At 34.3% G+C, this 20,792-nt stretch carries 10 protein-coding genes; all 10 read left to right on the plus strand.

The window, feature by feature from the left end; all coding sequences use genetic code 11:
- Positions 1-9 precede the first annotated feature (9 nt).
- The 10 genes from ACY2IJ_RS00710 (at position 10) to ACY2IJ_RS00755 (ending at position 20,689) form a co-directional block, all read left to right on the plus strand.
- Positions 10-2,616 carry a WD40/YVTN/BNR-like repeat-containing protein gene (locus ACY2IJ_RS00710; RefSeq protein ID WP_476725243.1) on the plus strand — a complete coding sequence of 869 codons (2,607 nt, stop codon included), beginning with the start codon at positions 10-12 and terminating at the stop codon, positions 2,614-2,616.
- Positions 2,617-2,627: 11 nt separating this feature from the next.
- Positions 2,628-4,466: a sulfatase-like hydrolase/transferase gene (locus ACY2IJ_RS00715; protein ID WP_476725244.1), complete on the plus strand. Its 1,839-nt coding sequence runs from the start codon at positions 2,628-2,630 to the stop codon at positions 4,464-4,466.
- Positions 4,467-4,674: 208 nt separating this feature from the next.
- Positions 4,675-8,382 carry a VPS10 domain-containing protein gene (locus ACY2IJ_RS00720; protein WP_476725245.1) on the plus strand — a complete coding sequence of 1,236 codons (3,708 nt, stop codon included), beginning with the start codon at positions 4,675-4,677 and terminating at the stop codon, positions 8,380-8,382.
- A 40-nt stretch (positions 8,383-8,422) separates the two neighbouring features.
- Positions 8,423-10,045, plus strand: coding sequence for a sulfatase-like hydrolase/transferase (locus tag ACY2IJ_RS00725; RefSeq protein WP_476725246.1), 1,623 nt, complete (start codon positions 8,423-8,425; stop codon positions 10,043-10,045).
- Between the two features lie 6 nt (positions 10,046-10,051).
- Complete coding sequence (locus ACY2IJ_RS00730; protein ID WP_476725247.1) at positions 10,052-12,616, plus strand: VPS10 domain-containing protein; 2,565 nt, start codon at positions 10,052-10,054, stop codon at positions 12,614-12,616.
- A gap of 4 nt (positions 12,617-12,620) precedes the next feature.
- Complete coding sequence (locus ACY2IJ_RS00735) at positions 12,621-13,427, plus strand: polysaccharide deacetylase family protein (RefSeq protein WP_476725248.1); 807 nt, start codon at positions 12,621-12,623, stop codon at positions 13,425-13,427.
- Positions 13,428-14,837: a sialate O-acetylesterase gene (locus ACY2IJ_RS00740; RefSeq protein WP_476725249.1), complete on the plus strand. Its 1,410-nt coding sequence runs from the start codon at positions 13,428-13,430 to the stop codon at positions 14,835-14,837. It begins immediately after the preceding gene.
- A gap of 18 nt (positions 14,838-14,855) precedes the next feature.
- On the plus strand, positions 14,856-17,108 hold the full coding sequence (locus ACY2IJ_RS00745; RefSeq protein ID WP_476725250.1) for a family 43 glycosylhydrolase: 2,253 nt from the start codon (positions 14,856-14,858) through the stop codon (positions 17,106-17,108).
- 401 nt (positions 17,109-17,509) lie between these two features.
- Positions 17,510-18,772, plus strand: coding sequence for a glycoside hydrolase family 117 protein (locus tag ACY2IJ_RS00750; protein WP_476725251.1), 1,263 nt, complete (start codon positions 17,510-17,512; stop codon positions 18,770-18,772).
- 87 nt (positions 18,773-18,859) lie between these two features.
- Entirely contained in the window at positions 18,860-20,689 is a 1,830-nt protein-coding gene (locus ACY2IJ_RS00755; protein WP_476725252.1) for a sulfatase-like hydrolase/transferase, read from the plus strand.
- Positions 20,690-20,792 lie beyond the last annotated feature (103 nt).

Raw genomic sequence — 20,792 nt, forward strand, 5'->3', positions numbered from 1 at the left:
ACAGATAAAATGAAAAAAATATACATTTCAGTAGCCTTGGCTATGTTTGTTGCTTTGGGTAGTTATGCACAAGTATCTAAAAGTCAAAAAAAGTTTTTCAAAGAAATTAGAAAAGAAAGAGTTGTTTCTGATAATTCTATTGAATGGAAGCAATTTGGACCAGGAATGTCTGGTTATAATGAGGAGTTTTGGTGTCATCCTACAGATACAAATGTAATGTTTATGGGGCCAGACATGCACGTGAGTTATGGATCTTGGGACAATGGAAAATCATGGCATAGTATAAAAGATGCCGATGGTGATGGTAGAGATATGGAACGTGTTTTGGATATCGATTTTTCTACACAAAATCCTGATTTTGGTGTGGCTATAGAAAGAGCTGGTGGAGTATATACAACTAATGATAGAGGAAGGAGTTGGAAAGAAATATATAAAATTCCAAGAGAGGGTAAGGGGAGTAAATATACCAATGCGCATACTCAAGTAGCCATTCATCCTAAAGATGATAAAATTTGGTTTATAGGTGCTGGAGATTTTTGGAATGTTAAAAATAACCATAGAAGTTTACAAAAACCACATGGAACTTTAAATTCAAGAGCAAGCTATGGCTATATCTTAAAAACAGAAAATGGAGGTAAATCTTGGAAAAAAATAGCCACAAATATTTCTGATAAATTAGATGTAGGAAGAATTATTATTCACCCAAATCATCCAAACCATATGATTATTGCTACAAGTCACGGATTGTTTGTAAGCGATAATGGTGGAGATGACTGGAAACCTGCTCACAAAGGGTTACCTAACAATTTACCAAGAGATTTGTCTTCTTATTACAACCCAAAAACAGGAGATTTTATATTGTATTTGGTAGAGCAAACTGTCTATGAAAAACAAGGAAATTCAACAATAGCAAAAGGAGGAGTGTATAAAAGTGTAGATGGAGGATTAACTTGGGAAAACGTAACAGGAAATTTAGACATCAATTTAAATAAAATCAATTTTACACCAGAGCATGATCGTTATTACAATGCTATTGCTAATTGGTTTGGAATGCCTAAAAAACAAGCTAAAAATACGTTCAAAGAATTGCCTTCATCAACATTACCAGTATTCAATCGTTTGGTAGTAAATCCTACAAACCCTAACGAAGTGTATTTGGTATTTAACAAAAAACACGATAAAACCTTTGGTGCCGGTGATGCTTGGAAAACAGAAGATGGAGGAAAAACATGGTTTGCATGTGCTAGACAAGGAATGTATTGGTTAAGTGGAAAAGACAAAGCATATTGGTCAGCAAGAAATAATCCTACAGGAACCAATATAGCTTTTGCACATTTACAAAATTACATGGACAATCAGCCAGCGCGTTCTGGTAACCGTATGTTAGCAATCAATGCCAAAGGAGAAGTGTTTATGGGAATTGATCAGCAAACTATTCGTTCAAATAACGGAGGAAAAACATGGAAACAAGTAGATGATTTTGAAACGTCTCCAGGAAGTGGAAAATGGATTGGTAGAGGGGATAGTGACTTGCCAGGTAGATTTATGTTGCACGAAACCGGAATAAAAGAAAGAAGGTTGTTGTGTAGTGGAGAGCATGGCTTGTGGCAAACTACCGATTTAGAAAACTGGCCAGATAAACAAGCAGTTGCTGTAGAACAAATAGAAGGGCAAATATACGATGTTAAAGGACATCATTCTTTACATTCCGCGTCTACGGTAGCAGTACATCCTAAAGATCCAAATACTATCTATTTATTGGCTTGGAGACAAGAGCATAGAGGAAAATTAAGAAGAAGTACAGATGGAGGAAAAACATGGGAAAACATTTCTACCATTTTAAAAGGAGACAACCCTTCTTATAGAGGTTTGGTAGCTCAATATTCTTTAATGATCGATCCTAAAGAACCTAAAAATATGTATTTCTGTACTATCAGAAAACCAATTGCAGAAGTAGGAGATGGATCGACAAAATTAACTAAAGGAGGTTTAGGATTTTATCGTTCTTTTGATGGAGGATATACTTGGGAATTAAGTAATCAAGGATTTCATAAAGGAGCAAGCGTAAGAAGATTGGCTATGGATCCAGAGAATCCAAATGTTATTTATGCTGCTTTAAATGATAATAATGGAGGTTTGTACAAAACAACTAATAAAGGTACTACTTGGGAACAAATGCGTATTCCGTCTGAAATTAAAGCTGTTAATAATGTGTTTGTTGACAGAAATAACAAATACATGTATATAGCTACAGGTAGAAAAAATGGTACGTATGAAGAAGGTGGTGTATGGAGAAGTAAAAATAATGGAAAATCTTGGGAACAAATTTTTAAAGCCCCTTTTGTATGGCAAGTAGAAACATCTCCTGTAGACGAAGATTTAATTATAATTAGTGTTGCAGGTCATTATCCTTCAAAATTTAAAAATCCAGGAATTTATTTGTCAACCAATGGAGCAAAAAGCTGGAAAAAAATAAATAAAGGTTTGGGGCAACCTAATAAAATGGTAGATGTAAAACCAGACCCATATAACAAAAATGTAATTTGGAGCGCTGCATGGGGGTCTGGATGGTACATTGCTTATTTAAACGAATCTAAGAACGGTTGGTTAAAATAAAAATATAAATTATGAAATTAAATAAAACAGCATTATTAGTGCTATTTGCTTTTGTCTTATTGATGAAGACAACATGGGCACAAAAACAACAACCCAATGTTCTTTGGATTTTAACAGACGATCAGCGTTATGATGCTATTAGAGCATTTAACAAAATGATTGATGGCCAAGAAATGAGTAAGTTGGGGTATGTAGAATCTCCAAATGTAGATAGATTAACGCAAGAAGGAACAACATTTATCAATACCTATTGTCAGGCAACAGGATGTGCACCTTCTCGTGCTTCTATGCATTACGGTCGTTATCCATTCCGTTCAGGGGTGTATGAGTTTGAGTATCACAACAACAAAGCACCACATTTTAAGCCTACTTTACCAGAGCAGATGGCTGCGTTAGGTTATGAAACTTTACACATTGGTAAATTAGGAGTTCGTTTAAGAACTAAAGAAAACGGAAAATTAAAGTCGGCAAAAATGTACCAGCAAGATGTTAGCTTTAAGCAGTTGCGTAAAGATGGGCTGACAGATTGGGGAAAAGATTGGTTTTATGAATTGGACGGAGAAAAATTGAAAAAGCCAATTAAAAGCATGGAATTTTTTGTTACTGAAGAAGGAAAGTTTGAATATAGATCTAATGATTTAGAACAAAGGTTTCCGGAGTACAAAGGAAGTGCTAAAAAAATAATGGAAAAGTATGATCTTTTTATGGAGTACAATAAAAAGAAAGGAGCTTTAACTCCATTTTCAGCTCCTATTATTAGTGGAGTTAGTCCTAGAAAAGCAGGAAAAACAAGAGATGGATATTATGCATCTATTTTTGGAGATTTCTTAAAAAGTGAAAACAAAAAATTTAAGGTAGGGTCTAGATCATTCAAAGGTGTAAATACAGAAAAGCCTTTGTTCTGTCACATTGGATTCGATTTTCCTCACACACCAGTATTGCCACCAGCAAGTTATAGAGAGCGTTTTCAAAAACATAGGTATAAGGTGCCTAATTTTGATAAAAAAGAATTTCAAAAAATGCCTAAGCAATTGCAAAAGCAAGTAAAAAGTTCTTACTCGGATCATTATACAGATGAACAAAAACAAAAAATGATTCAAGATTATTATGCTTTTTGTGCTTATGGAGATGCGTTAGTGGGGCAAGCTGTTGATGATTTTGTTGCCTACAGTAAAAGTAAAAACCAACCTTGGATGGTGGTATATGTTTGTGGAGATCATGGTTGGAAATTAAATGACCATGGTGCAGTTTCTAAATTTACTTCATGGAAAATAGATAGTCACAACCCAATAGTGGTGGTATCATCAGATAAAAAAGCGTTTCCAGCAGGTAAGGTGGTTAAAGATTTTACCGAGTTTGTAGACATTGCACCTACAATAATGGTTGCAGCAGGTGCAGATTTAAAAAAGTCTGAATATGATTATTTAGATGGATTAGATATGCAGAAAGTAGTCTCTAAAAAAGCTCCTAAAAGAGATTATATTGTAGGTGAAAGTCATGCTGTAACAGGACCAAGAGCTTATATCCGTACTAAAGATTACGTGTTTTCTATGCAAACTCGTCCTACAAAAAAACGAGGAGAAAACATGAATTGGGCTTTAAATGCAAGTTATCAAGATTTAGATCCGGCTTTGTATGATATGAAAAAAGATCCTAATGAAATTCACAATTTAGCTTTTGATAAAAAGTATGCTAAGATTGTAAAGCAAATGAAAGAAAAGTTAATCAACATTGTTTTAGGAGATGATAGAGTAGAAGTAAATTGGGGAAAAAGAGGTGATGGAACTCAACTTTTTCATAGCAATTTTGCTCCAGGTGCACATGATTATAAACTATCGTTAAAAAAATAAATAAAGTCTTTTTTTAGTTTTAAAAAACAGCCCTGTCAATAATGTATATAGACAGGGCTTTTTATGTGCTTATTTTAAAATATTAGAAAGCATATGAACCATTTTTTATACATAAAAAAACATATCATCTACTTATTTGCTGTCTTTTAAGGTAATATTACCATTCATTGAAAAAATGATAATATCTAACAGTTTAAATCTAAAGTGTATGCGTAAAATTACAATTTTAAACACTACAGTTGTGTGTAAGCTATTATTAGTACTATTTGTTTTAGGAATTGTATCAAAAGCAAAAGCACAATATGGAGGAGGTTCTGGAACAGAGGCAGACCCTTATCTAATAAAAAATGCCACACATTTAATAGCGCTATCTACAACACAAAATCATTGGGAGGATAAAGCCTTTAAACTGACAAATACCATTGATATGTCAGGAAAATCTTTTAGTCCTATAGGAAATGCATCCGCAAGCTTTGGTGGTTTTTTTGATGGAAATCATCAGAAAATAATCAACTTAACAATTACACCTAACGAAGCAAGTGAAGGAACTGGTTTTTTTGGAAGCTTTAATGGGGCGGTACGTAATTTAGGAATAGAGAATATAGAAATAAACGCGAATGGAATTTCAAGAGTTGGAGGTGTTGTAGGGTACATGACAGGTGGTTCTGTAACCAATTGTTATACTAAAAACGGAAATATCAATGTAGGGAGTTCTGGTTGGGCAGGTGGTATTGTTGGAGTAGCGTGGAATGCAGGTCTTTGCACAATTCAAGATTGTTATAGCTCTATTTCTATTACAGCAAATTGGGCTTCGGGAGGAATTGTAGGGGCAACAAGAGGGCAGCACACAATTAGTAGAGTAGCGTTTTATGGAACCATATCTAACAACAACCCCGCTATTACTACGGTTCAGAACGATGATCCTACAGGCAATAAGAATGGAAAAGAACCTACTCACTCTTTTTATGCTGCCGCTTCTGGTGCTGCAGATGTGAATGCAACAGCATTAAGTACCAACGAATTACAAACAGCTAGTAATTACAGCACGTTTAATTTTTCTACTATATGGACAATTGATGAAACCTTAGGTTATGCAGTCTTAAATACTGTTGATGTTGTAGACGAAATTCCGTTTTTTGAAAAAATAAAAACACAAAAAGTAACCTCTAGCAATCAAGTAATTTGGAAGAGTTTTGGGCCTGGAACCTCTGGGTATTGCGAAGAGTTTTGGTGTCATCCAACCGATACCAATGTTATGTTTAGCGGACCAGATATGCATGCTGCTTTTGGAACTTGGGACAATGGGAAAAGTTGGCAAACATTAAAAGATTATGATGGAACAGGTATTGATTTAAGACGTGTTATAGATATCAAATTCTCATTAACAAATCCAGATTATGGAATGTTGTTCGATAACAACCAAACAGGAAGTAAAACTAGTGGTAAAGTTTTTGAAACACATGATAGGGGGAGAACTTGGAGTTATTTAAATACCATGGGAAAAGCACATTCTAAATTGGCAGTACATCCTACAAACGATAATATTTGGTTTTTAGGTGCTGGAGATTTTTGGAACGTAAAAGAAAATCACAGAAGCTTAGCCAGCCCAAATGGAATTAAAATTAGCAGAGCAGATTATGGTTATGTATGGAAAACTACAGACAAGGGGAAAAATTGGAGAAAAGTAGCCACTTCAATTTCATCGGATTTAGATGTAGGACGAATTGTTTTTAACCCTGCAAATCCATCGGTTCTAATTATGGCCACTAGTCATGGTATGTATAGAAGTACAGATACTGGAGAAACTTGGACAGCTAGTGCCAGCGGATTGCCTCATAACTTACCAAGGGATTTAACGTCTTATTACAATGCCAGCACAGGAGAGTTTATTTTATATACCGTAGAACAAACGAAATACACTCCCAATGGAACAAGTATTACAACTACAGGTGGTGTGTATAAAAGTACAGATGCAGGTTTAACTTGGCAAAGCATAACAGGAAACTTAGGGTTAAACCTTCAGGTAATAAATGATTATTGGGTAAGAGATCGATACCATAGAACAGTTGCTCATTGGTTGGGGATTTCAAAATCAGTATCTAAAAACACATACACAACTTACCCAACTTGGACAATGCCTGTTTACAATAGATTGGTTGTAAATCCTATAGATAAAAATGAGTTGTATTTGGTTCATAATAAAAAACACGACAAGGGCTTTGGTCCTGGTGATGTATGGAAATCTGAAGATGGAGGAGTAACTTGGTTTGCTTGTGCAAGAAGCGGAGCATATTGGATTGCAGAAAAAGACAAAGCTTATTGGCAGGCCAAAAACAACCCCATAGGAGCTAATATAGATTTTGCACATTTGCAAATAGCACAAGACGAAGGTTCGGAAGGTGATGGGGCTAGAATGTTGGCTATAAATTCCATAGGGCAAGTGTTTACAGGAATAGATCAACAATTGTTGCGATCAAATAACAAAGGAGTTTCGTGGTCTCAGGTAGATGATGACGAAACAGCAAACGGAAGTAACAAATGGATAGGACGAGGAAATACCAATTTACCTGGAAGATTTTTATTGTTAGAAACAGGAGTGCCAGGAAGAAATTTGTTATGTAGTGGAGAACACGGATTGTGGCAAACAACAGATATTGGAGATTGGCCAGATTCTGATGCTGTAGCAGTAGAGCAAATAGAAGGACAAGTACACGATCATAGTGGGAATTATAGTGCGCATTCTATTTCTACAGTTGCTGTTCATCCAAACAATCCTGATATTATTTATTTTTTGGCATGGAGACAATCTCATAGAGGAAAATTAAGAAGAACTACAGATGGAGGACAAACATGGGAAAATATTGCTACCATTTTTGAAGCCGATAATGGATCATGGGAATCTGTAGGGACTCAGTACTCTTTAATTATAGATCCTGTAAATCCTAACAATATGTATTTTACATCTATATACAAACCTATTTCAGAAGTTGGAGGTGGTGCCAATGTAGATTTAACCAAAGGAGAATACGGAGTATATCGTTCTACAGATGGAGGTTTTAATTGGTCGGTTAGTAACCATGATTTTCCTGCAGGGTCTAGTATTAATAGAATAGCCATGCACCCAGACAATCCTCAAGTAATTTTTGCAGCTATGAATCAATGGGGAACTAATGATTCTGGTGGGTTGTATAAATCGGTAAACGGAGCTGTAGATTTTACTAAAATGAGTCTTCCTTCGGTGATAAAATCAGTAAATAACATTTTTATAGATAGAAATACCAAAGACCTATTTATTTCCACAGGATCTCGTTCTGGTACCTTAGAAGGTGGTGGTGTTTGGAAAAGTACGGATGATGGTGTTACTTGGGAACGAATTTTTGAAGCTCCTTATGTATGGCAAACAGAAGTATCTCCTACAAACTCTAATATTATTACTATTTCGGTAGCAGCTCAAGTTCCAAACAAATTAAATGAGTTTTTAAATCCAGGAGCTTATTTGTCTCTAGATGCCGGAAAAACATGGGCTAAAATAAACAAAGGCTTGGCACATTCAGATAGAATTGTAGACTTAAAACCAGATCCTGTAGATCAAAATGTATTGTGGTGTGCAGGTTGGGGTAGTGCTTGGTACAAGGCTATTATTCAAACAGAAAATTTAACAACTCCTAGTGTAGCAACAGAAACTAAAGTTCGTTTGTACCCAAATCCTGTTCAAGGAAATCAGGTATTTGTTTCTGGAATTTCAAACTCAGAAAAAGCAGAATATACCATGGTAAACATTCATGGAAAAAGAATAACATCAGGTAGGTTTGTAAATCAAGGAATAGATGTTTCTAATCTTAAGAATGGAGTTTATTTGGTAGTTATAACTTCATCAAACTTAAAAATAACACGTAAAATAATTATACATAAATAAAGCTGCAATATTGTTTTGTAGTACTTAATGGACATTAAAAATGAATAAACTAAAAAAACTAGCATTGTTGGTGGTTAGCATATCAACCTTTTTTGTAAATGCACAAAAGAAACCTAATATTATTTTGCTGTATGCAGATGATATTAGTGCTCGTGAATTGCCTTTTTACGGATCGGATACTTGGACTTTGCCTAAGGGAGGAAATTTAAAAGGTGGTGATACACAAGACTTAAAATATAGAGCTAAAACTCCTGTGTTAGATAATTTATCTAAAAAAGGGGTGTATATAAAAACAACGTGGGCTGCTACCGTATGTGGACCAAGTAGAGCCATGATGATGACAGGTAGATATGCTCATTTACACAAATGGTGGCATAATAGTGATAAAGGAAAAGCTCCAAATGGAAAAGGTTCTTGGGATTTGTACGGAAGTTCTCCACACACCATTGCACATGTAGCTAAAAAAGGAGGTTATGCAACTTACTGGGCAGGTAAAACACAAATGAATACAAAAGGATTTGAGTTTGATGAAGGTTGTTTTACACCAGGGGAAGGATCGTACAACAAAGCCATTCACACTACAGATTTTAGATTAGAAACTAGAAAAGAAACAGGAAAGAAAAAGATTTACAATGCAGACACGGGAGAATTGTTAACGCAAAAAAGTTATGTGCAATCAGGTTGGTATTGGAAACCCCATGTGCAATTAATGAACAATCCCAATGCAAAAAAACCTTTGGAATGGTGGCCAAATGATAAAAAATCTAAAAAAGAATTTGGATTAAACACTTTTGGTCCTGATGTAGAATTGAAATATATTTTTGATTATATAGAAAGAAAAGAAAAGGAAAACAAACCTTTCTTTATTTACCACACTAGTCATTTAGGACACGATGCTTTTGATTTTTTACATCCTAAAAGCGGAAACAAATGGCCAGGAACACCTAAAGTTCATTGGGATGGTAAAAAATATATACGTACAGAACCAAATATTACAGGAGATCATGGAGTTTACAATACGCATGGAACCATTACAGAAGATGGAATTCACAATCATGTAAATTATTTAGACTATCAGGTTTGGTTGTACATGAAAAAGTTAAAGGAATTAGGAATAGAAGACAATACTATTTTTATTTTTTGTGCAGACAATGGAACAAGCGGTTACGGAAAATCTAGCCCAATATCTCAAAGAGGAACACACGTTCCAATGCTTATTTATGCCCCTGTTTTAAAAATGACCAAACAAGGTGAGCAAGATGTGTTGGTAAATATTTCTGATGTTTTACCAACGATTGCAGATATTGCTGGAGTTGAAATTCCAGATTCTTATGAAATTAACGGAGAAAGTTTGCTTCCGTTTTTAACAACTCAAAAAGAAAAACACAGAGAATGGATTTATGCATACCACAAAGGAACTCAAATAGTAAGAGGAGACTTGGTTATGAAAGACGGAAACAATGTTTGGTACGATGTAAGTAAAACACCTTCAGATTTAATTAGCTTTCCAAAAATTAAAGATTGGAATACTGTATCAGCAGCTCATAGAAAACAACGTGATGAGTTGTTGCAAATTATACCAAAATACAACTTGCATGGTACTGAACACGATGCACCTAAAAATGGCTATGGAAAAGTAGCTCCTTTAATATTAAAAAAATAAAAAACAATGAATAAATATTTAGGGGTGTTCTTAGTAGCATTGATGTCTTTTCAAACCAATGCACAGTTAAATAAAAAGTATTTTAAAAAATTAAATTCTAAAAAGGTAACTTCTACAGATTTGGTAAGATGGAGTCAAGTAGGACCAGGAATGTCAGGTTATTGTGAGGAGTTTTGGTGTCATCCAACAAATTCAAATGTAATGATGATGTCTCCAGATATGTACAACACTTATGGCACATGGGATGCTGGAAAAACTTGGAAAACAGTAAAAGATGTTGATGGAGATGGAAAAGATTTGGCTAGGGTTCGAAAATTTATGTTTTCCTATCAAAAACCTTCTTTTGGGATGGCTATTACAGGAAGTGGAGTTTTGTATAAAACAGAAGATACAGGAAAAAGTTGGAAACAAATTCATTCTTTTAAAGGGAGGTATGCCGACATAATGGTAGATCCGTCTAACGATAAAAACTGGTACATTGGTCCTGGTGATTTTTGGAATGTGAAGAAAACGTGGAGACATCAAAATGGACAAAGCGGAAAGCAAATAAAAAACAATGGAGTTTACAGAAGTAGAAATGCTGGAAAAACATGGGAGTTTTTAAAAGTAGGCAATTTTAAAGATTTAGATGTTGGTAGAATTTTAGTTAACCCTAACAATAGTAAAACAATTGTAATAGCAACCAATAAAGGAGTTTTTAGAAGTGATAACCAGGGGAGAACATGGGGGTCTAGTGCCAAAGGTTTGCCTGTAAATAGACCTAGAGATTTAGATGCTTTTTACAATGCAAAAACCAAAGAATATATTTTGTATTTGGTAGAGCAAACTGCTTTTTTTGAACACGGAACCTCAGTTAAAACCAAAGGAGGAGTGTATAAAAGTATAGATGGAGGTGTTAGTTGGCAAAATTGTACAGGAAATCTTGCCGTTGATTTGAACAAAATTGATAGTGATATTTTAGAAAAAAAGTATTGGAGTTCGTTGGCTTTTTGGTTTCAAACCAGTCCAAAAAAAATCAAACAAAAATATCCTGAACTGCCAAAACAAGTGTTAGATGTATGGCACCGTATTCAAGTAAATCCAACTAATAAGAATGAGATTTACTTGTCACACAACAACAAACACGACAAATCTTTTTTGCCTGGAGGTACATGGAAATCTAACGATGGAGGAAAAACATGGATAGCCGTAGCAAGAGAAGGTGGGTATTGGAAAAATAGAAAAGGAGAAAGTTATTGGAAATCAAGAAACAACCCAACTCATGTAAATACAAAGTTTGCTCACTTACAACCAGAAATGGATAGAAGAGAAGAAGTTTGGGGAAATAGATTTTTAGAGTTGAGTGCTAATGGTACGGCATATATTTGTTTAGATCAACAGGTATTGGCATCTACAAACGGAGGCTTGTCTTGGGAGCAAATTGATGATGATGAAACAGCTCCAGGGTCTAACCATTGGGTAGGTAGAGGAGATAGCAATTTGCCAGGTAGAAATATGTTGTTAGAAACCGGTATTAAAAACAGGTATCTTTTAGGAAGTGGTGAGCACGGTTTGTGGCAAACAGCATCTTTAGACAACTATCCTGATAAAATGGCTGTTGCTGTAAAGCAGTTAGATGGTCAAATTCATCACGGAGGATCTCATTCTCCAGGAGCGATAGCAGTACACCCTAACAACCCAAATATTATTTATTTTTTATCATACAGACAAGAGAATAGAGGGATGTTGCGTAGGTCTACCAATGCAGGAAAATCATGGGAAAACATTGCCACTATTTTTGATGCAGATGTACCACAGCACATGCGTTTGGTTTTTCAAAATTCATTACTTATAGATCCTAAACAACCTAATAATATGTATTTCTGTGCTACGCGTAAGCCAATTTCACAAGTACACGGGCCTTATGCTAAAAAATTAACCAAAGGAGATTTTGGGTTTTATCGCTCTCAAGATGGTGGTTACACATGGGAATTGAGTAATGATGGATTTCATGAAAAAGCCAGTGTACGTAGAGTTGTTTTTGATGTAAACAACCCTAAAACATTATATGCTGCTGTAAATGATGACAATGGAGGTTTGTACAAAACAACCAATCAAGGAAAAAATTGGGAAAAGATAAAAATCCCATCAGAAATACAAAATGTAAACAATGTGTTTATGGATAGAAAAACAAAGAATTTGTTTATTTCTTGTGGAAACGAAACTGCCACAGATGCTGGTGCGGGAGTGTGGAAAAGTAAAGACAAAGGAAAGTCTTGGGATAAAATTTTTGAATTGCCTTTTGTTTGGCAGTGTGAAACCTCTCCAATCAATCCAAAAATAATAATGGTAAGTGCTGCTTTACCTCCAAAAACAAGAGATAAAAATGCACAATTAAACCCAGGAGCGTATGTGTCTTTTGATGCAGGAAAAACGTGGAATAAAATTAATAAAGGTTTGGGGCAACAAGATAGAATTGTAGACTTAAAACCAGATCCGTATAGAGAAGATGTTTTTTGGGCATCGCAAAAAGGAAGCGGTTGGTTTATTGGGTATTTAAAAGGAACTAAAAAAGGATGGTCAGAAAAATAAGAGAATGAATCGTCTAAAAAAATATTTTAAGAGACTCCTCTTTTTAGCTATTATACATATTTCTAATAATTGTACTGCTCAAAGTAATAGTTTTTGGAATGGTAAACAATGTGCAGTTGTGTTAACTTATGATGATTCTTTAGAAGAGCATTTAGAGAATGTGATTCCGAGTTTAAATAAACACAATTTAAAAGCAACTTTTTATATTATTGGTAGTTCAGATGATTTTGTAAATAGAAAAAGCGACTGGAAAGCTGCTGCAAACAAAGGACATGAATTGGGAAATCATACGTTAATGCATCCTTGTGCCAATACTCCAAAAAGAAAAGTACAGTTACCACCAGAGAAAGATTTAAATAACTACAGTTTGCAAAAGGTGGTTGATGAAATAAAAATAACCAGTAATTTACTACATCAAATAGATGGTCAATCTGAACGAACTTTTGCGTTTCCTTGTGGACAAAAAAAAGTAAACGATACATTGTTTTATCCCTATATTAAAAGCAGTTTTGTAGGAGCTAGAGGAGTTAAAAGGGCAATGAAAGATGTTGAAGAGGTAGATCTTGAAAATATAAATGCTTATGGGATGAAAGGACATACTGGAGCAGAAATGATTGAGTTGGTAAAACAAGCCATGAGTAAAAATAAACTTTTGGTGTTTTTGTTTCATGGTGTAGGTGGTGGAAGTTCTTTAAATGTAGAAAGAGATGAGCATGATAAATTATTAGATTTTTTAGCAATCAATAAAAATAAAATATGGGTTGCTCCTATGGTAGAGGTGGCTAAATTTGTAAAAACAAACAATCAATAAATGAAATCAATTAAAATGAAAAAAATATTCATCGTATCAATTTTGTTACTGTCTGTATTTGTTACCAATGCACAAACTAAATTGGCAAATGTATTTAATGATCACATGGTATTACAAAGAAATACAAATGTAAATATTTGGGGAACAGACAAACCCAATACAACGGTTAAGATAGATGCCAGTTGGGGAGAAGAAACAATAACCAAAACAGATGCTAACGGAAAGTGGAAAACAACTCTTAAAACGGTACATGCAGGAGGCCCTTTTTTTATAAAAGTAAAAGGATCTACAACCAAAACTTTGCAAGATGTTTTGTTGGGTGAGGTTTGGATTTGTACTGGCCAATCTAACATGGCAATGCCTTTAAAAGGTGGACCCGGACAAGAGTTAGAACAGAGTAATGATTTAATTTTAAACAGTACTAACTCTAAGCTTAGATTTTTTACAGTAAGTAAAGAAGTTAGTAGCACACCTTTATATACATGTAAAGGAAATTGGCAGGTTTCTGCTCCACAGACAGCTGCAGATTTTAGTGCAGTAGGCTATGCTTTTGGGTTGAGGTTGCAAAAATATTTAAACGTACCTGTAGGTTTAATTTCAAGTAATGTAGGAGGAACTCCTGCACAAGCATGGACACCTAAAGAAACAATTGTGAATGAATTTCCTGAGTTTCAAAAAGATTTTTCAAAAAAACTTACCACAAAATCAGCAACTGTATTGTATAATGGTATGATTCATCCTTTAATTCCGTTTACGATAAAAGGAGCTATATGGTATCAGGGAGAAGGAAATCGATGGAATCCAGAACAATATTCTAGGTTATTTCCTGCAATGATTAAAAGTTGGCGACAAAATTGGGGACAAGGAGCATTTCCATTTTACTTTGTACAATTAGCTCCTTATGGAAATAAATTAAAAGGTTGGGTTGGTGTACAACAAGCACAATTAAACACTATGTTAACAGTTAAAAATACAGGTATGGCTGTTATTAATGATATAGGACATAAAACAAGAATTCATCCTCCAAAAAAGAAAGAAGTAGGAGAGCGCTTGGCACTTTGGGCATTGGTTAAGGATTATGATGTAAAAGGAATTCAGTATTCTGGACCCATTTATCAATCTAAAAAAATAGAAGGAAATAAGGTTTTGATAAGTTTTAAAGAAGCACCGTTAGGAATTACAAGCATGGGAAAATCTTTAACAAATTTTGAAATTGCAGGAGAAGATGGAGTTTATCAGGTGGCAAAAGCTAAAATAATTAAGAAAGGTAGTGTTTTGCAGGTTTGGAATGAAAATGTTCCAGATCCTAAAAATGTAAGATACGGATGGCAAAGTTATATGGAAGGCTGTTTGTTTAATACGGCAGGGTTGCCAGCATCTTCTTTTTCTACAAAAAAAAGTATTGAGTAAAATAATCAATTACATGTTATGAGGCTAAAAATTAGTTTATTATTGTTCGTCGTTTCGTTTTCGTTACTGGCTCAAAAACCAGCCGTTTGGCTTATTAGCGATGGAGGTAAGGGTATAAACGATCCTGACGATATTTCTGCAATAGCAAGTTACCTATTAATGTCTAATCATTTTGATACACGAGCTATTGTATTGGCAAGTACCACACATCCTTGGAATAAAAACACAGAGAATCAAAAAAAATGGGCAGAACAAACGTATGGAAAAGCCTATGAAAAAGATTTGCCAAATCTGAATAAGTTCATAGGAGGTTATCAAAAAGAAATCCGTTTTTTAGAATCGTCTATTAAAGGACAAGGAAAAAGTTTTTCACCAAATGTTCGTTATTCGCTAAAAGACTATCCGAGTATTCAAGCATTGTTTAAAGAAGTAAACAAAAGCAAACAAATTATAAATGTATTGTGTTATGGCCCTTTAACCGAACAAGCAATTTTTGTAAGTTATTGTATTCAAAACAATAGAACAGATGTGTTGAATAAAGTACGTTTTATAAGTCATTGGACCAGTTCTAATTTTTACGTAGGGACTATAGAAAATCCAGAACATACACACAATTGTTTTGCTGATGGAGTCGCTTGTCATTACATAAAACAAAGAGCTTTAGATGGAGCTATTAAGTTTTATGAGTGTGGTGGAATAGGTCAATATGGAATTGTTGAGCAAGCACAAAAAGGAAAAAAATATTATGATTTGTTTAAAGAAAGTTCGTTAGGAAAAATATTTGCCGAAGGAAAATTTAATAAAAATAGAGTTGATGATTCTGACAGTGCTACTTATTGGGCTTTGTTAGGTAATTACGGAGTTTCGTTAAAAGATATAACCAGTAACGGAACAAATTATCCTGAGGTAGAAAAGCGCAACGTAAATGCTTTTGGAACAAGAGCCAAAGATATCCGTAATGAATTGTTAAGACGTTCCAAGGCAGCCTCCGGTATCAACCCAGATGCAATTTCAGTAGATGTTATTGTTCCAGAACACGGAATGGCAGATCCACATGTGTGGGTGCAAAATGATACTGTATTTGCTATTTGTGGTCATGACGAATCTTGGGAAGGAAAAGGTTCTTTTAGAATGGATCGTTGGGAAATATGGTCTTCAACAGATTTAAAAACATGGAATTTTCATAGAAATATTTTGCCTTCAGATACTTACATAGGGAATCAACCTAATTGTTGGGCTGGTGATATTACTGAAAGAGATGGGAAATATTATTGGTTTTTTTCTAATAGAAATATAGATACAGGAGTAATGGTGGCAGATAAAATAACAGGTCCTTATAAAGATTTGTTGGGAAAACCCTTGTTGCCTAAAAACATAGTGCCAGAACATCCTTACGATCCTGAGATTTATATAGAAGACGGAGTATATACCATTTGTTTTGGTTCTGGAACGTACTATATGGCAACGTTGGCTAAGGATATGAAATCGTTAGATACAAAGCCTAGAGCTATAAAAATAAGTAAGGATGGAAAACCCTTTTTATCAGAAGATAAACCAACTTTATTCAAAAGAAATAATTGGTATTACTTGGTGTTTGGTAGTCGTTATGCAATGGCTAAAAACTTATATGGTCCCTATGAATTTAAAGGAAGTTTTTTAAGCGGAGGACATACTAGTTTTTTTGATTGGCATGGACAAAAATATGTGTTACAAGAAAATCATGATATTAGTGCTTTTTATAGAGGAGCAAGTTTAAAACCGGTGTTTTTTAACAAAGATGAAACTATTAGGATTCCCAAAGGAGATAGAATGTACCCAGCTCCAGGAAGACCATTTAAATTTATCAATAGTACTATGGGATGGCAAGCTTTACAAGGAACAGATTTAAGTTTTAAAAAAGGAGTCTTGTTAGGAAAAATTACAGAAAAAAATGCTTTCATAACTAGTGCTCCATGGTTGTACACAGAATCTAAATTGTGTTCAAAAATTACTGTAAAAATTAAAAACAATACTCAGGCAACATCTTTAAAAATAGCCTTGTATAGTAGGAATAAAGGAGGTGATTTTTGGACTCATACAGCTCCTGTAGATTGGAGTATGCAGCAGTGGGTAGAAATTCCTATTACGGCAAATAGCAAAGAGTATAAAAGCTATACGATTAACTTGTCTAAGTTTAAAAATATAAAAGAAAGAATTATGCAAGTGGGGGTTCAGCCCGCTGTAAACGCTTTTAAAGGAACTTGGGAAATAGATGAAATAATTATTGATTAATTTCAGTATATCAAATACCCAACTATAAATTTAAAAAGATGCTTTTACGCTAACGTAAAAGCATCTTTTTTTTGTGAAAAAATGAAATAAATAAAAAAACAACGACTTTTTTTAGTGTAAAACAGAATAAAACAAGACACAAAACAGTACTTTTTACTGAAAAGTAAATAGACATTGACTTAACATTTTAAAATATTTGTGCTTTTTAACTTGTAGTGTTTATTTGCAAAAAACACTGTTAAATCCTTGATTTTATAAAGGGTATATATAATAGTAATGTTAATTGTAGGTAGAATAGGTTGCATTTTCTTAGTTAGACCTGTTGTTTAGTAATAAAATAGAGGTTTGTCTTTTGTATTTTTGAGAATATCATAAAATTATAAACTCAACAAATTTACAGTATGATCAAACAGATAGTTGTATCGTTTTTAGTAGCTGTTTTTTTTATAGCATGTCAATCTACAGAAACATCAAAAAAAACTAGCATCAGCAATCAAGAAGGTTTCCCCTTTATACTTCCTAAAGAAAAACCAAATAGAGAAATGAGTGCGGCTATGGAGCGTATTTATACAGATTATGAAGCACCACAACCACATCATAACGAGTTGTTCAGTCAATTTAAATACACAAAGCTAAAAGGGTTCGATTATCATAATAATGATGGAACCATATCTCGTAGAGATCCTTCTAAAATAATAAAACACAATGGTAAATATTATATGTGGTACACTTATCGTAATACACCTACACCTCCACAAGGAGCCGCAAAATCTAGCGATGTAATTCCTTCTTCAGATTGGGATTTGTCTGAAATTTGGTATGCTACTTCTAAAGATGGATTTACTTGGGAAGAGCAAGGTGTGGCTATTAAAAGACCCGAAAAACCAAATGTAGGATGGCGTTCTGTAACAACGACGGATATTTTAGAATGGAAAGGAAAATACTATTTATACTACCAAGGATTTATGGAAGCTAGCGGAAAACGTGGAGACGATTGTCCTGTGGCAGTTTCCTATGCAGATTCTCCTGATGGACCTTGGACCCCTTACAACAAAGTTGTAATTCCTAACGGAAAACCTGGAGAATGGGATCAGTACTCTATTCACGATCCGTATCCGTTGGTACATAATGGAAAGGTGTACATTTATTACAAATCAGATTTTGGTGAAAAACCAGAGTTGGTGCGTATGCAAGGTTTGGCTATAGCCGATCATCCTTTAGGGCCATTTACAAAACATCAATTAAACCCTTTAATCACCTCAGGACACGAAACATCTTTGTTTCCATTTAGAGAAGGGGTAGCGGCTTTGGTGTATAAAGATGGGCCAGAACATAACACCATTCAATATGCTAAAGATTGGGTAAATTTTGAAATAGCTTCTATTACAGAAATGATGCCTTATGCTGCAGCTCCATATGTGCCAGATGCATTTACAGATACCAAAAATGGTAGAGGAATTACTTGGGGAGTTGCACATTTTATCAATGTTACCAATTGGGATACATTTCACTCTATGTTGGTACGTTTTGATTGTGATTTGAGTTTAGATATTAACGATCCAGAAATGAAACAACACAGGGTAAATCACAAACCAGATGTGTATTACAGACAAGGATTGAGTAAAAAACAATTAGCGAGAATTCAAGAACAAAATCAGGACTAAATTTAGTTGTACAGATTTTTAAAATAAAAAAAACATACTCAATTACATAGTTAAGAGTACTATTAAATAAACCGTAAAACTAGAATAATGAAAATAAATAAAACGTTACTTTTAGCGCTTTCAATCTGTTTTTCTAAACAAATTGTAGCGCAGCAACAACCCAATATTTTGTGGATTGTAACAGATGATCAGCGTTACGATTCTGTAAAAACATTTAACGAAGCTCTTCATGGTAGAAAAAACAGTGAGTTAGGTTATATAGAATCTCCTAATGTAGATGCATTGGCAGCAGAAGGAACTACGTTTATCAACACCTATTGTCAGGCTACAGGTTGTGCACCTTCACGTGCAGCTATGCATCAAGGTCGTTATCCGTTTCGTTCAGGAGTGTATGAATTTGAATATCATAACAATGTAGCAGAGCACATGAAACCTTCTTTCCCAGAACAGTTAGCATCTTTAGGATACCAAACATTTCATGTAGGAAAATTAGGATATAGATTAAAAGGTTTAAAGCCTGATGGAAAAACCAAGTCTCATAAAGTATATCAAACAGATATAGATTTTAGATCTTTAGGAGAGCAAGGATTTACAGACTACGGAGGTGGTGGTTGGTGGAAAAAAGTTGAAGGAGAAACTTTTGACAAACCTATTAAAGATATGTCTTATTTTGTAACTCCAGAAGGAAAGTTTGAATACGTTTCGGAAGAATTAAATGCACAAACAGATAAGTATAAGAATACTGCTAAAGAAGTTACGGAAAAATACGATTTAATCAGACATTATAAGAAAGGTAAAAAACAATCTATATACAAAGGAATGATTATTTCTGGAGTAAGTCCACAACCTGCAGGGAAAACTAGAGATGGCTATTATGCACATTTTTTAAATGAGTATTTGGTAAACGAAAACAAACCTTTTAACGCAGGAAAATTAAAGTTTAAAGGAGTAAACCCTAACAAACCTGTATTTGCACACATAGGTTTTGATTTTCCTCATACACCTGTATTGCCTCCGGCAGATTTTAGAGAGCGTTTTTCTAAACACACTTATAAAATTCCAGAGTTTAACAAATCTGAATTGGCTGGTATTCCAGAACAAATTAAAAGATTGTTAAACAACAAACCTTCGCATCATTTTACAGAAGAAGAAAAACAAAAAATGATTCAGGATTATTATGCTTTTTGTGCTTATGGAGATGCTTTGGTAGGACAAGCCGTAGCTGATTTTAAAGCTTATAGTAAAAAACACAATCAACCTTGGATGGTAATTTATGTATGTGGAGATCATGGATGGAAATTGAATGAACATGGAGCCATTTCTAAATTTACTCCTTGGGAGTTAGATAGTCACAATCCAATTATTGTAGTGTCTTCTGATAAAAAGAAATTCCCTGCAGGTAAAATTGTAAAAGAGTTTACGGAGTTTGTAGACATCGCACCAACAGCTTTAAGTGCAGCAGGTGCAGACTTAAAAAAAGAGGAATACAAACACTTAGATGGATTGGATTTGGCAGCCACCGTAGCTAAAAAAGCCCCTGTAAGAGATTATATTATAGGAGAAAGCCATGCAGTAACTGGAGCTAGAGCTTATATTAGAACTAAAGATTATGTTTTGTCTTTAAAAACCAGACCTAGTAGAAAAGAAGGAGAAAATATGGAGTGGGCACTTTCAGCATCATGGGAAGATTTAGATCCGGCTTTGTATCATACTGCTAAAGACCCTAAAGAGCTAAAGAATGTAGCCTTTGATAAAAAATATAGAAAAGTAGCGAAGAAAATGAGAGAAAAGCTATTGAACATTGTTTTAGGAGATAACCGTGTAGAAATAGACTGGGAAAAATGGGGTACAGGAACCAAAATATACAGAAGTAATTTTGCACCAGGAGCGCATGATTACACGTTAAAATTAAAATAATTTTACACACATTGTTTTTGTGAAAAAAGGTAAGGCTAAGTGGCTTTACCTTTTTTTTAGCGTAGTTTTTCTCTAGGAAACGAGTATGTAAATTAGTAATAGA

The organism is Wenyingzhuangia gracilariae, from assembly GCF_056387575.1.

Coding starts and splice junctions, on each gene's coding strand:
- ACY2IJ_RS00710 (WP_476725243.1), top strand. CDS start 10: ATGAAAAAAATATACATTTCAGTAGCCTTGGCTATGTTTGTTGCTTTG.
- ACY2IJ_RS00715 (WP_476725244.1), top strand. CDS start 2,628: ATGAAATTAAATAAAACAGCATTATTAGTGCTATTTGCTTTTGTCTTA.
- ACY2IJ_RS00720 (WP_476725245.1), top strand. CDS start 4,675: ATGCGTAAAATTACAATTTTAAACACTACAGTTGTGTGTAAGCTATTA.
- ACY2IJ_RS00725 (WP_476725246.1), top strand. CDS start 8,423: ATGAATAAACTAAAAAAACTAGCATTGTTGGTGGTTAGCATATCAACC.
- ACY2IJ_RS00730 (WP_476725247.1), top strand. CDS start 10,052: ATGAATAAATATTTAGGGGTGTTCTTAGTAGCATTGATGTCTTTTCAA.
- ACY2IJ_RS00735 (WP_476725248.1), top strand. CDS start 12,621: ATGAATCGTCTAAAAAAATATTTTAAGAGACTCCTCTTTTTAGCTATT.
- ACY2IJ_RS00740 (WP_476725249.1), top strand. CDS start 13,428: ATGAAATCAATTAAAATGAAAAAAATATTCATCGTATCAATTTTGTTA.
- ACY2IJ_RS00745 (WP_476725250.1), top strand. CDS start 14,856: ATGAGGCTAAAAATTAGTTTATTATTGTTCGTCGTTTCGTTTTCGTTA.
- ACY2IJ_RS00750 (WP_476725251.1), top strand. CDS start 17,510: ATGATCAAACAGATAGTTGTATCGTTTTTAGTAGCTGTTTTTTTTATA.
- ACY2IJ_RS00755 (WP_476725252.1), top strand. CDS start 18,860: ATGAAAATAAATAAAACGTTACTTTTAGCGCTTTCAATCTGTTTTTCT.